The organism is Vibrio taketomensis (assembly GCF_009938165.1).
Taxonomy (GTDB): domain Bacteria; phylum Pseudomonadota; class Gammaproteobacteria; order Enterobacterales; family Vibrionaceae; genus Vibrio; species Vibrio taketomensis.
In genome coordinates this window covers 814,211-830,082 of sequence record NZ_AP019650.1, presented here as the reverse complement: position 1 = coordinate 830,082, position 15,872 = coordinate 814,211, and the positions used below count along the sequence as shown (strand labels likewise).

Here is a 15,872-nt window from a genome sequence, read left to right as displayed (position 1 = left end):
ATGAATGAGCAAACTCTTTCTGCGCCAGTGATCATTAAAGAGGTGGTGGGAACTCCGGTTGTAGTGAAGTCAGGAGAACCGCCTATGGCGGCTATTAAAGGGGTATCACTTAATGCTAACGACTTATTATTTACGCCAGAAGGTAGTGGATTGATCTTAGCGGTCAACAACGAGTTTGTTGCCATTGACGATAACTGTATTGGTTGTATCACAATCGCCTCGAATGAAACGCCCACTGTTACTACCGCTCAAGTTGAAGGGACCCTTATTCTCGATGACCAACCTGGTGATGCACAAATTGATGTTGCAGCCATTCAAGACGCTATCGCAGACGGAGCCGATCCCACGGAGACGTTAGAGGCAGCAGCGGCAGGTGAAGGGCCAGAGGGTTCGGCTCTTGGTACATCAAGTACCGTCACGATGCTTCTAAACGAAACTATCGCTGCGACGTTGTTTGAAACGGCTGCGCAAAGGGACGAAAAAGAACAGTTTGATTATGAGGGCGCTCGCACAATCGCTTTCGCTGAGGGTGGTTTAACTCTATTGTCTCAAGTATCGGAAGGTTCACTGTTCGACGGGACTTATCCTCAAGTGACGGTTACACAAGCTACTGTTATTGCCGGTACGTTAGCATTAGAACCAAGCTCATTTGTGCCTAATCCGGAGCGTCTGTCTGCGGTATTGCAAGAGCTTAATTCGGAGGTAACTTCTTCTGGAGAACTGGTTGAATTTGCATATGATCCTGGACTCAACGCAATCGTAGGTACCCAAGGTGGGGAAGCCGTAGTCACAATTGATATTGATGCCACCCTACTGGGTAAAGACATCAATCTCACTCTAACGACAACTGTCGAGAAACCAATCGATCATAATGTGGATAGTGGAAGTGAGGGCCTTGTTCGCTACACTGATAACTTGCTTCAAGTTGATTTAACCATTGATGGTGAAGATACCAATGGTAATTCACTAGAAGAGCCTTTGAGCGTCACTGTTTCAATCATTGATGGTGTTGATCAAACCGCGACTGACATTGATGAAATCTATACAGAGACCCATACTCTCAGCCCGCAAAATCCATTTACTAAAGATGGGTTGGTGTTTGAATTGGGCTCGGATGAAATTGAGACTATTCGCTTTGATGCCGACGCGATTGATCAATTTGAGGGCCTGTTATCTGACAATCAATCCACGCAAGTGAGCCTGTCTGACGACGGTAAAACATTGACGTTGAGTATTGATGGAAAACCTGATGAAGTCGTGTTGCAGGTGACAATCAATGAAAATGGTGAGTTTTCGATTGTGCAAAATCTGCCGCTTGAACAAAACAATGCGCAAGATGAGCTTAAGTTTGCCATTCCTGTTACGTCGATTGACCATGATGGCGATGTCGTCACCAATGTGATTAATTACACCGTTGTGGATGGTTCAGCTCCAATAGTTAATGTATTGGGCTCGGTGACGCCAGTTGAAGAGAGTCAACTAGATAGCGGCAATCCGGTTTTATCACAAGGTTCTTTGTCTTATCAGGGCAGTGATGCAGTTCAGCATTTTGAAATCGACGTAAATGCATTCAATTCACAATATCAAAGTGTGTTAAAGAGTGATGGCCTCGCTGTCACGTTGGTTGATACCACCCAAAATTCAGATGGTTTTGATCGTAAATATGAAGGGCAAGATGAAAATGGCGTCACCATTTTCACTATTGAGTTGCAGCCCGACGGGTCATACAGTTTTGAACTGCTAAAACCTCTTGATCATGATGCTCCAGCTGATGCCAATAGTGCAGACAACAATCTGTTTAATCTTGATTTTCCTGTTTATGGCGTCGACAGTGACGACGATAAATCTGACTCAGATACAAATACCGATGGCGCTCAGGCAACCATACTCACCATCGGCGTGGTTGATGATATTTCCACCCTTCAAGACTCGTTGCTGTTTGATCAAATTGTTGAGCCGACCGTTGGTGTAGATGGCGTAACAACAGCGAAACAAAACGTGTTTACCGATGTTAGTCAAGATGGCGATCAAGTAACGCATTTTGAATACGCTGGCGAGAAATATGTACTGGAAGATTATCCGCAAAATAATGTGGGTGAACATGTGATTCCGCTTAGTGCCGTCACCCCAGATGATTCTGGGATTGGCACTATTTACATCAGTAAAGACGGTGACATCTCATTTAAACCGAATTCCGATATTCTGCATACCGATGCGACTTCAACGCTTGATGAACTAACGGCCAATTTAACGGTTTTCACTAAAGATGATGACAATGATGTCGATTCAGTTGATGTCACTTTGAAAATCAAAGATGGTGACAATATTAGTTTCACTGGTGGGTTGACGCTGGCGTTCACCGAAACACAACAACCACAGGTATTCACCAAAGATGGTGACGGAAACCCACTGGATATTGGCATGCAGGTGGGTAGTGACCATATTGCAAGCCTAAAATTTATCGTCGATAGCGATGCCAACTCTGTTCTAAATAACATTACGTTAGATGAAGCGCCAACCTTTGTGCACGTGATTGATGATGGACAATCTGTGGTGGTGTCGTTAAGCAGCGATTCAACCGATGCTTCGAGTTATGTGTTGCAGGCGACTTTTACTGAAAATGGCGATGGAGAGCGCAGTGGATCGTATACAGTGACGCAACATCAAGCGTTTGACCAAGTGGATGCGCCGCTACTGATTAAGTTCCCGTTTGAGGCTCAAGATACCGATCTCGATGTCACCACCGCGACAATCGATGTCACCGTAACTGATGGTAAAGATATCGTTGTTGTAACCCGGACTCGTATGTCTTTATCAAGGAGCTAAAAATCTTGATGGTGTGAGCAAAATTCGATTATTCGACATTCTTCAATTGAACTCAAGCAAGGGTCTGATGAGATAGATAGCGTTGAGTGGAAAGAAACGCCAACCATGCTCGCGGCGCTCGATGCGATAAAGACGCAGGAAAAGACACCGACTTCGAAGTTACATCTGATTTTATTCGAGTGTTTGTTACAGACGACGTCGGTAATCAAACCAATGTGATTACATTTGAGCTTGATGAAGACAAGAGTGGTTGTTATTACGTTACTCAATACTTGCCAATTGACAACGACCCAAGCGATGACAAAGATTTGATCGTGTTGTCCATTGTCGCGACAGACGCAGATGGCGATACGGTTCTAGCTGATGTTGATGTAATACTAAAGACGGCGTCGAAACGAAAATGACCGCCAGTACGCTCAATTACCAAGAAATAGCCGATGATTTCGGTGCACTAAAAATGGGCACCATCGACCTCAAAGAGGGTACTGATGGTGTGTCTGACATTAGTGTTTCGCTCGCCAATATCAACGATGTTCTCAATTGGACCAGCCAAGGTACAGAATTAGACATTGTGCAAGATGGTAACAACTACACGCTGATCTACGCTGAAGAACCTTTCAATAAAGTGTTGGAGTTTATCTTTGACGAATCTGATGGCAGTTATGAAGTCATTCAATATAAACCGATTGATCAAGATGTGAGTCAAATCAGTGAGTTGAATTTTATTGTGACCGCGAAATCCACTGATGATGCAGATGCGGTGACAACCATTGATGTCACGATTCGTGATGGCGTAGAGACGACGCTATCAAACAGCAGTGTTGCCTACACCGAAGTCAAAGCAGGCGTTGCACCTGAAGAAAATTATGGCTTTAAAGCAGACAGTGTCGACTTAAATGCCGGTGTCGATGGTGTTGAGCGAATCGAAGTGTTACTCGATGAGGCTGCCACAGTGGGCAGTTGGACTAGCCAAGGTAACGAACTGCAGGTTATTCAAGATGGCAACGATTTTAAACTGACTTACCTAAACGACCCTGACAGTGTGGTGCTCGAATTTGTCTTTGATGATGACTCGGGTGATTATTCCATCGAGCAACTGCTGCCGTTAGACCAAATTAATGGTGAGTCGAGTGTTATCAATCTAACCGTCAAAGCCTATTCTACGGATGATGAGGTCACCAGCGCTAAAATTGCGATTACGATTAGCGATGGGGCAGAAACGACGCTCGAAAATCGCACCGTAAACCTCACTGAAACCGATGATGCTGATGACAGCTTCGTCAAAGAGGAAGCAGCGGGCAATGTTAATTTAATGCCGGGTGTGGATGGTGTATCAGCGATTGCACTAACGTTAAGTGAAGCGCAGGTCACGAATATAGAAGCCAACTGGAGTAGCCAAGGTAATGCGCTTAGCGTGATTGAGGACACTGACAACAACACCTATAGCTTGGTTTATGCCAACGATGTAGATACCGAAGTTGTTAAAGTCACACTGGATGATGATGGCAATTATACCGTAGAGCAATTGCTGCCAATCGACCAAGATGGTGCAACCAATACGCTAACCTTTGAAGTCACCGCCTCATCGACCGACGATGTGGATGTGACCAAAACCTTAACCGTTAACATTCATGATGGTGTCGATACCACGTTAAATGATGATACGGTGAATTTGCGTGAAACACTCGATGACCAAGGTGCCTTTTCCACTAAATCGATAAGTGGCGATGTAGAGCTAAACCCAGGACCAGATGGGTCAGCATCAACCATCACACTTGCCAATACGGCGACTGTCGAAGCGTGGACCAGCAATGGTCAACCAACCACCATTGAAACCACCGACACCACGATTACCTTACTTGATGGCGATGGAGAGAAAGTTCTTGAACTGATTTACTACCCTCAAGATTCGGGAATGAAACAAGCGGGCACCTATGATGTAATTCAGTATGCGACCATCGACCAACTGGTTGATGACGTCAATACCTTGTTGGTCGATGTGACGGCAACGTCAACCGACGATGCGTCGTTGACTAAGCGGATCACGGTCAATATTGAAGATGGCACCACTCCGTCTATTGCAGCGATTGACCCAATTACGTTAACTGAAACCAGCGACATGAGCGCAGCGACGCCAGCAGCGCAAACCTATTCGGGCTTACTGGATATCAATAGCGGCACGGATGCACTAAAAACGGTATTTTTTGAACTGGATGATAGCAGTGCCGTTTCGCTCGCAGGCCTGCGTAGTGAGGGGCGTGAACTGGAAGTGAAGAGCGAAGATGGCTCTTACACGTTATTGCTTAAAGGTACTAGCACAGAAGTGCTCAATATATCGCTAGATAAAGACAGTGGTGATGTCACCGTGGAGCAATATTTGCCGCTTGATAACCCAGTTAACAATAACTTAGTGCTGACGCTTAAAGCGACGGCAAGTGATACTGATGGTGACAGTGGTAGCAACACGTTTGAGTTGACGTTAGTTGATGGACAAGACCCTCGCATTGAGCCGATTGCATCCATGCAAGTGTTTGAAGCAGGCATTGGTGAAGCAAGCGATGACTCTGAAGCGGATTCGACTTCCATTACTTTTGCGCCAAGTTCGGATAATGTTAAAACCATTGAGATTAAAGCAAGCGGAATTGTTGTTACCGATCAAAACGATGCGCCAGTGACCTTAACCTCTGATAATCAGGTGGTGCAGTACCAACAAACCGCAACTGGACTGATTGGTTTTATTGGTAGCGGCGTGACCAAAGAAGTGGTGTTTGAAGCGACGGTCAATTCTGATTATACCGACAGTGATTTTGGTAAAGTCGAATTTACGCTACTAAAAGAGGTCGACCACCCAAATGCGGGTAATGATGCGCTTAAATTGAAGTTGCCCGTCGTTGCGACCGATTTTGATAAGGATCCAAGCCAAAGTGGTGTAGAGCAGGCGTATCTGACTGTCTCATTAGTCGATGATGTCTCGACCCTCAAACAGAGTGTGCTGTTTGACGAGATTGTCGAGCCTGTGATTGGTACACAAGGTAGCATTACCGCAACGCAGAATATCTTTAGCGATGTGAGTAAAGATGGCGACCAAGTGACGCATATTACGTATGAAAACCGCACTTATCACTTGGATGATTTTAGCCAAAATGCCGATCAGCAATACGTGATCCCACTAGAGGCGGTGAGCCCAGATGATACGGGTATTGGTACGATTTATGTCACTAGAGACGGTGACATTGCGTTTAAACCAAACTCAGACATTCTGCATACTGACAATACCTCAACCAACGATGTGCTAACCGCCAATTTACAGGTATTTACCCAAGACGGAGATGGTGATACCGATTCAGTCGATGTGACATTGAAAATTAAAGACGGTGATAACATCGACTTTAATGGCGAGCGTGAAGTGGCTTGGACAGAAACGTCAGCCATTCAAACCATTACTCAAGATGGCAATGGGCAAACCCTTAATGTTGGGCTAACCAGCGGTAGTGATGAGCTGAAGAGTCTCAAATTCGTGGCAGATGATGATACCAGTTCAGTGCTAAACAACATCAAGGTGGATGGCGTAGCAACGTATGTTCACATCATCAATGGTGGTGACAGTGTGGTGATCTCTACCAACCCGAGTTCACCTCTCGCAGTTGCAGATTATGTATTGCAGGCCACGTTGGTCAGAGATGCGCAAGGTAAGGCCAATGGGGACTATAGCCTGACGCAATACAAGGCATTTGATCAAAGTGAACTGCCAACCGATTCTGCTGAAATTCTATTTCCACTGGTGGCGACAGATACTGACGATGATCCGACACCCACCACGATTAAAGTGACGGTGACCGATGGTCAAGATATTACGTTTGCCAACAGTGATTCTAAGGTTGAGTTGACCGAAACATTGACCTTAGATGGCAGCGTCAACAATGCGATCAGTCAGCATGATAGCGTGATGTTTGCTGCGGGTTCAGACGGTATAGACTCGATTGCATGGCAAGACAATGCAGCACTGCGGACGATGCTTGATAGCATCACCACCCAAGGTCAAGCCACAGAGTATTCGGTGTCGAATGATACCATTCGCATCTATGTTGACGATCAAGGCCAGCAGCAAGATGTGATCACCTTTGTGTTAGACAATGGCACAGCGGGTGGCTATACGGTCACGCAATACTTACCAATCGACAACAGCAATGATTCGACCACCAATATGGATGTGCTGAATTTAGCCATTGTCGCTATTGATAACGATGGTGATGAGACGGTTGCTGGCGTCAAAGTTACTTTACAAGATGGTGTCAACACCAGCCTTGCTAATGCGAGCGAGGAGTTGACGGAAACGGATAACGCCGATGATGAGTTTGTGGTGGCAACCGCAAACGGCAATGTAAGCTTAGTCGCCGGTGCTGACGGTATTTCTAATCTTGCGGTTAACTTAAGCACCAGTGATAAAAATGTCATTGAGGCGAATTGGACCAGTCAAGGTCAGGCACTTAAGGTGGAGTTTGACTCCGACGAAAATATCTACACCTTAGTCTATAAAGATGCCCCTAATACGGAAGTGTTCGAGTTTAAACTCAACGATGATGGCAGCTACAACATCAAACAATCTTTGCCAATCGATCAGGTTGGTGAAAAGAATACTTTGGTGTTTAACGTCATTGCTTCCTCTACCGATGACGCTGACCTAAGTGCAACTGTTACAGTTGATATTAAAGATGGCATTGATACCAGTATTGAAGACAGTAGCGAGCAATTAACTGAAACTTTGGATGCGGGCGGTGACTTTACTCCTTCAAGTGTGAGTGGTGATACCCAGCTAAATCCTGGGCCAGATGGCGCGCAAACCACGATTTCATTGTCAAATTACGACGAAGTCCATGGCACCGCTGAAACAACTTCAAGGCTGGAGCAGTAACGGCAACGATATTGTGGTTAGTCAAACGATACTACAGTGACGCTTACTGACTCGGTCACTGGTGACAAGGTACTTGAGCTAACTTACTACCCAACTGATGTAGGCATGGTCGGTGATGCGAACTACAAACAAGCCGGTACTTATGATGTGACTCAGTTTAAAGCCATCGATCAACCACTAACCAATATCAGCCAATTGAAAGTGCTAGTGACCAGTACATCGACTGACGACGATCCACAGACAGCGAATATTACGATTGATATTGTTGATGGCACGACACCAACCATTGATTCAAACAATGATGCGGAGTTAACTGAAACAGTCAATATGTCCAGCAATTCACCAGCCAGTGATACTTTCTTAAATATGTTGAGTATTGAAAGTGGCACCGATGCGATTGATACGGTGATATTTGATTTAACACCGACTAGTCTTTATCAGTTGGCAGACTTGACTAGCAGTGGTCAAGAGCTTGAAGTTAAGAGTGAGGATGCCTCCTATTCACTAGTGATCAAAGGCACCAATACTGAGGTGCTTAACATCGCGTTAAACAAAGAGACCGGTGCGATTACGGTTGAGCAATCTCAACCTCTTGATAACCCGCTAGGCAATGTGATTGAGCTAACGCTGAGTGCCACTGCTACCGATACTGATGGTGATAGCGATAGCACAACCTTCAAGCTTGATTTAATTGATGGGCAAGATCCAGCGATCACCACCATTGGTAAAATTGAGGTGGACGAGAAAGGGATTGGTATCAGCAAAGACAAAGCTGAAATTGATTCGACGGAAATAAAGCTGGCGCCAAGTTCGGACAATATCAAGCAGTTCAATATCGATACCGACGCCATTGCGGTGTTCGATAAAGACGGTGACCCGATTGCAAACCTGACCTCCGACGGTTTAGCGGTGCAGTTTAGTTACAACCAAAATACCGGCGTGTATTTGGGCTATGTCGTTGAGAATAATAAGAACAAAACCGTGTTTGAGCTAAAAGTAAACTCAGATTATACCGATAACGATTTTGGTAAGGTTGAGTTTAAGATGCTCAGAGGCTTAGATCATCCGGATGCGGGTTCTGACTTACTGACCATCAAACTTCCGGTGACAGCGACAGATTTTGATGGCGATACCAGTGCGGCGCAGATTCTTGAAATTGCGGTAACTGATAAAGTGTCAGACGCTAAAAACGTAACGATTAACTTAGTTGAAGGTCAGTCGTCACCGAATAATAGTACGGTTAATCTAGTCAACTTTAAGCAAGGTGACCGAATAGACGATATTGATATCGAAGTGCCGGCCGGCTTACAGAATAAATTTGCCTTTGGTGATCCTAATAGTCCGGTATTTAGCGTTGATTCTGATTCGCTTGACGATGGCGTTACCGTATTAACCAAAGATTCTGACGGTAATTGGCAGTCCATTGGTGATCTATCGCTTTTCACAAAAGGCAGTGCTGTCCGAGTGGATTTCGATTCAGCGAGTTCCATTGACCATGTTATGGGTAAAGTTCAGGCAGAATTTTGGTCACTACCACGGATAACGATGGTGACACCGATACTGCAAATTTGAAGATCAACATATCGGACAAAAATGCCACGTTAGAAATTGAGCAGGTTAGAGGTGATGAAGATGCGGCTGAAATTCCGGTTGATCTGACTTTGAAACTGCATGATGCGGATTTAGAGACCATTACTCAACTTGATTTAGAAGCGCCGCAAGGTGGTGATTTCTATTATTACGATCCACAGAATCTCAATGGCGCTCCAGTTTTGGTTACAGGGTCACTTGATGCGTCCAAGTTGGTAGTATCGCCTCAGACATTAGAGTTTGGCTCGACTACAGAGATGACCATCGACAATATCGTGTTCATTCCTGATGCTGAATTTGCCACCAACTCGAGTGGGTTCAAAGTCGATGCGGATGTGACAGTAGCACGTGCCGATCACACCACACAAGTACGCAGTGGCGAAGTTCATATCATTATTGATGGTGTTGCAGACAAACCAACCATAACAGGAGATTTTGAGGCGACAGCAACGGGGAGTGAAGATTCATTAATCAAACTCAATTTTGAATTTGAAACTCAAGACCAAACCGATGCCAGCGCAGAAACCATAACCTATCAAGTTAAACTTAGTGATGCCGATAGCGCAGCAGGTCATCGAATTACCGATAGCAATGGGACAGAGTTTAGTGCCGATGATGACGGTATTTATCATTTTACCGCGGCACAAATTGATGATGTTTATCTTGCCGCTAAGGGTGATTACAGTGGTTCGGTGACGGTGGAGGTAAAAGCAACCTCTCACGAACCGTTCAATAACAGTACCAACTCAACGGATAAGAGCATTGTGGTCGATGTAACGCCTGTGGTGGACCCAATCTCATTCCAAGTTGAACGAGTTAAAGTTAACGAAGATACGGAGTTCAAGCTTAAAGACCATGTATTGGTTAATGATCTTACTGATACGGATGGCTCAGAAGCGCGCTTTGTTTACCTTAAAGATTTACCAGATGGCAGCGTGATCACCAACATCAATAGTGATGGAGACACAGCGTTGATTCTTGGTGGTGTGGCATACTTGGTTGATGACTTCAACATTCCAAGTGCATTACCGTTAGATGTCACTGACCCAATTGGTGATGACCTTGACGCAAATGTTGATTTAGTCATTGATTACGCACTGATTGAATCTGGTGCTACCGGTATTTTCCCACCTAAAGACAGCAATGATAATTTCACTTTTGATGTAGAAGTGAAAGTGGTTGATTCTGCCAGTTTCTTAGTGAATTCGGATGTCGCTGTTAGTCAATCCATGGGCAATAAAACCATTGCTGTGGATGTAAAAGGCATTGCAGATGCGCCGGAAATGAAAGCGGATAGCAACTTAGTGTGGGAAGTGGTCAAGGATAATGATGACAATCTGCTTGGGATTAAAACCAGTACAGCATTGGCTGAAAATGGTGAAATTACCCTCGACTTTGGCGTAATGAGCGGTGAAACCCAATACGATATGTCGGGGCCAGATGGATCCGAAACCGTATCAGTAGTGATCTATGCCGCAGCCGATAACTTGGGTGAATACACCATTGTTGACTCGAATAATGACGAAGTCAGCCTCACTTACGTAGGTAGCAAAAATGGCTCAGCGCAATACGAGGCTGACATTGCCCAAGGTGATATCAAAGTTATACCAAAACCTAATAACACTGAAGACATCCACCTTATCGCTAAAATCATTGTTACCGAAGACGATGGTAATGAGTTGGTGACAGAGAAAGATATCTTTATCGAAGTAAATCCGGAAATTTCAGGTTTCATGAATAACTTTGTTGTCCATAGTGATGATGCGTCATCGACACCTCTTGAAGACCGAGATAATAATGTTAAATGGTATCCAGGTAAGCTCACAGACCGAGAAGGTGGTAACGACCATGAGTTTGTTAGCAAATTAGTTATCTCCGGTAATCAAGGTGAAAGTAATGCAGTTCTGACTGGTGTTGCGATGTCTATTCAGGACAGCACCGCGATTGGAGAGGTGCTAATTAACGGTATGGCCGCTCAAGCAACGAACGGTAAGTACGAGTTTAGTGCCAACGATTCGGTGATGATTACGGCAAAAACTGGCTACGAGCTAACCGCTGGGAATCTAAAAATATCAGCCTTAGTGTCACCTGAAGATTCAAGTGCAGATTTTGTTCTTGATAGCACTGTCTATGTCACTGAAATTGATGTCGATTCAATCGATACGAACACGGGCCAACGAGTCGTTGAAACGGTACCGTACAACGGCAAGCTCAATGTCGATGTTAAACCTGTGGTGGAGACTGATTCCATACTGGATATCACAGGCATTGCTAGTGGCGTAACGGAGCAAATCAGCGATGGTATCGCAACCTTTACCATCAATGGACAAGACCCGAATGCGACTTACTCGATCAATCTTGATAACAAAGATATCGATTCGTTGGAAGAGGTCTCTCAAGTGGTGGTCGACTTTGGCTTTGGTGACGAAATATCACCAGAGGAGCAAGCGATACTTGACCAAATTTATGTTCAAGGGGCGATTAACAATGGCGACGGTACATGGACAGTAACCAATGAAACGTCATTTTCGATTCAAGCGCCAGACGGTGTGTTGGTTAATGGTAGCCCGTATGAACTTGATGTGATTATTCGCACTCTCGCTGTCGATCATGGTATTGATAGTGAGAATGAAATCAGTGCGCCAGCGAGAAGAGACTCAACGCCACATTTGGATCTCAAGTTTGCCTTTGAAGATCCTAGCCCTGGTCAAGAGATTGGAACGGCGGCCTCTTCTGAAGATGGTGTGGTTTATCAGGTCGCCGCATTAGAGGATACCCCAATCGTTTTAGACGACGTGCTACGTAGTCAAATTATCATTACCAACGTTGGCAAGTTAAATGATGGCGCTGCACAAGATCAAATCACTATCGTGTTTGATATGAATGATATCGACGTGGTCGATCAAGTCAGTTCAGGTAGTGGTGAAGAAAACTTTGCGAACGGCAAATATGCGTTCACTATTGACCCAGATATGGTTAATGGCGATGGAACCTTAAAAGTAGGGGCGCTGGGCAATGCCACAATATCGCTTATTGATCACTTTGCCGGCGATTTCACCATTCCAATCTCAATCGTCATCACAGACCCTAATACGGGTGATGAAAATGTGATTAATCAAAGCATCGACTTCATCGTTGCTCCTGAAGTTGATGGTGTAGAGCGTGTTAATAATGGTCCAGTCGTTCAAACTGTTGAGGCTGACGATTTTACGGCGGGTGAAGAGGTGCCGACGCCGATAAGCGCGAATACCGCCTATGAGGACAGCCAAGTTGCGCTTAATCTCAATCAGTTTGATTTCATTGACCCTCACAGCAATCAATCGCATGGTGTTGAGTCTTTCGCAGCCTTAACGATTACACCTATTAGCGGTAGTGTCAGCACGGGTACAAATTACGCTTCTGGTGTAGAGGATAATGGCGATGGTTCTATCACCATTACGGCGGCGAATTTACCGGTTGGTATTTCTGTACAAGACGTATTGCAAGATGTGATGTTTGCGCCGGATAAAGATTTTTCCGGTAACGTAAATCTAGCTATTAGCGGCCAAATCGTTGATACCACGGATAATGCTGGAACAGACACTGAAGATTTCAACACCAGCATTACTGTTGATGTCGCTTCGATTGTGGACGGAGTAACCGCAAACTCGTTAGGTAACAAGCAAATAACCGGTGATGAAGACGGTGCGATAACGTTAGAACAGCTGGATTTTACCCTTGATGATAGCGATGGCTCGGAAGAATTTGTCTCTTTCAAACTAACCGATGTGCCAGAAGATTTTATCGTTGAGTCAACGTCTGCTGCCTTTGTCGTTGCCAATAACGGTAGTGGTGAGTGGAGTATTAAACTCACCGAAGATGTTGGCCAGAGCGTGGATCTGAGCGCCATTCAAGTTATCCCTGCTGCAAACTTTAGTGGTACAGCAAGCATGGGTTATGTGGTGTTTACTCAAGAGCAAGTCGATAAACAACCGAAAGCGCAACAAGGGACCATCGATTTGACAGTGAATCCGATGGCGGACGAAGTCGATACACGCATAGATAACCAAGCAACAGGTATTGAGGCGAGTGGTGCTGGTACGGGTGTGGTTGATATCACCATTGATGCTCGAATTGTCGATAAAACTGATTCAATTGCTGCGGGCAATAAGCACAGTGAAAACGACCCAGAAACCGTGTATATCAAGGTCGACAATATTCCGGATGGTGTGTCGGTTGTTCTACCGGGTTACACCGATACGGGTGATCTCAATACAGGTGATTACATCGCCTATCAAGAGATAGCTAATGGCAATTACACCGGAAGTTGGATTGTTGAAACCAATTTGCAACAGGTGACGGCGATTCAACTGGATCTCACCGGTACTGATTACAACAGCGATGCGTGGGCCAATGACAATCCACAAATCACTGTGAACGTGAGTGCCAACGATAATGGTGTAATTGGTAATACCGATACTCAAGTGATTGATTTAGATATCACTCCTGTCAATGACAAACCAGAGGTTAGTGCACAAACCAACTATAGCACCGATGAAGACGTGCCATTGTCGATCACCAGCATTCAAATTGCCGATACAGATGTCATTGATGACCCGAATACAGTGATGACCGTGACCATCAGCCATACATCCGGAACGCTGTCATTTAGTAGTGATTCATTGCAATACGCGAATGATAATACTGTGCTGATTTCAACCGATAACAACGGCAACATGGTATTGAATGGCACCATAGAGCACATTAATACGTTACTAAATGGTGATGCGGTTGCCAGTGACAAAGGGCTGCTGTTTAGTGCTGGTGAAAACAGCCATCAAGATGCACAAATTAAGGTTTGGGTAACGGATAACGGTAACAACGGCGATGTCAATGATGATGGAGTTGTAGACATTAACGACGCCCTAACCAGCGATGAAATCACTATCGATGTTACCGTCAATGCAGTAAACGATGCGCCAACGGTTGTGGGCTCTTTGTCTCGAGAGACTGATGAAGATACGGCAATCACACTGACGGATATTCAAATAGCCGATGTTGACGAAGTGGATAATCCATCAGCGAATATGACCGTCACTCTGTCTAGTACGTTGGGGGGTATCAGTTTTGTCGCAGATGACAATAGCGTAATGGTGAGTACGAATATCAATGGTGATACAGTGCTTAATGGTACGCTTGGCGATATCAATACTTGGTTAGCGCAGGGTGTTATCTATACACCAGATGCTAACGTCAGTGGTGATGCTGAGCTTAACGTTGTGGTGAACGACAATGGTAACTTTGGCTCAGGAGGGCCACAGCAAAACCAAGACTTTACCGTGGCGATCAAAGTCAACCCAATCAGTGACCAACCAAGCCTTGATGCTGAAAGAAATCGTTATGTGGTGGCGGTTAACGATGCGCAAGTGGCGGTGATTCCATTGCTAGGATTGATTCCTGCTCTGTCTGTCGCAACAGAATCTTTAGCGGTTCAATTCGATAACGTGCCAGCGGGCGCAGTCATTAAAGTGGGTGCAGTGGCCGCAGTCGATATCGGTAACGGAGTGTATCAAGCACAAGTTCCCCCGGGTGGTGATACGGATATAAGCGTTGAACTACAACCTGGTGTCAGCTTGAATTCGACCAATATTGAAGTTCGAGCGGTATCCACTGACCAAACCGCAGCGCCTGCGCTGTCAGGTCCAGTGACTCTAGTTCTTTCAACCGATGCGTCTAACACCGTGACAGGTAGCTCAGAAGACGAATACATCATCAACGTGAGTGACCAAGATGGCATTACATTACTTGGCGGTGATGGTGACGACATCATTATTGGCAGTGACGGTGATGATATTATTCGTGGTGGTGAGGGCGACGACCGAGTCGAAGCCGGTGATGGGGATGACTTTGTCCAAGGTGGTCTTGGTCGAGATGTTCTGATTGGCGGTAAAGGTGAGGATACGCTCCAAGGCGGTGTTGGTAATGATCATTTACTTGGTGGTGAAGGACAAGATGAACTTGTCGGCGGCGTCGGTGATGACGAACTGAAAGGCGGACTCGGTGATGACGTTCTGCATGGTGGCCTCGGCGCAGATATTCTAACCGGTGGTTCAGGTGCAGATACGCTATTGTGGGCGCTAGAAGATATTGATGAAAATAGCGCCGTTAGCGATAGAGTGACTGACTTTAACGCCAGTAAGGGAGTCGGCGTTGAACACGATACGATCGATTTGTCAGAACTGTTTGCTGAAGAAAACTCGATGGATGATATTCTTGGCCGCATTAGTGCCAATATTGAAGGCGATGAAATCAAGATTGATATTCTGGATGAAGACGGTGAAGAAACCGTCCAAACCATCGTATTGGAGAACCAAGCTGGTTATACCTTGGATGCAGGTAGCGGTAGTTTAGCGGAAGATCTCATCAACAATGACTTCATTAAGTTGCCAAACATTGACCAAATGTAATTCATTGGCGGATTGAGGTACCTCAAAGGGCTTGGCGACAAGCCCTTTGTTATTGAAACTCAAGCACACTCACATAAGCGAGTATGCAAAGGTTGTTT

General features: G+C 45.2%; 5 protein-coding genes. All 5 read left to right on the top strand.

From position 1 onward, the window contains the following. The 5 genes from Vt282_RS17525 to Vt282_RS17505 all read left to right on the top strand — a co-directional run bounded on the left by Vt282_RS17525 (position 1) and on the right by Vt282_RS17505 (position 15,774). Positions 1-2,826: a retention module-containing protein gene (locus Vt282_RS17525; RefSeq protein ID WP_162064233.1), complete on the top strand. Its 2,826-nt coding sequence runs from the start codon at positions 1-3 to the stop codon at positions 2,824-2,826. An 86-nt stretch (positions 2,827-2,912) separates the two neighbouring features. Beyond that, entirely contained in the window at positions 2,913-3,230 is a 318-nt protein-coding gene (locus Vt282_RS17520) for a hypothetical protein (RefSeq protein WP_162064232.1), read from the top strand. Beyond that, a complete protein-coding gene (locus tag Vt282_RS17515; RefSeq protein ID WP_162064231.1) occupies positions 3,227-7,738 on the top strand; it encodes a hypothetical protein in 4,512 nt (1,503 codons plus the stop codon). Before Vt282_RS17520 ends, Vt282_RS17515 begins: the two co-directional genes overlap by 4 nt. 36 nt (positions 7,739-7,774) lie before the next feature. After that, positions 7,775-9,310 (top strand): T1SS-143 repeat domain-containing protein, encoded by a 1,536-nt coding sequence (locus Vt282_RS17510; RefSeq protein ID WP_162064230.1) that lies wholly within the window; start codon positions 7,775-7,777, stop codon positions 9,308-9,310. Continuing rightward, positions 9,262-15,774 (top strand): hypothetical protein, encoded by a 6,513-nt coding sequence (locus tag Vt282_RS17505; RefSeq protein WP_162064229.1) that lies wholly within the window; start codon positions 9,262-9,264, stop codon positions 15,772-15,774. Before Vt282_RS17510 ends, Vt282_RS17505 begins: the two co-directional genes overlap by 49 nt. Positions 15,775-15,872: the final 98 nt, after the last annotated feature.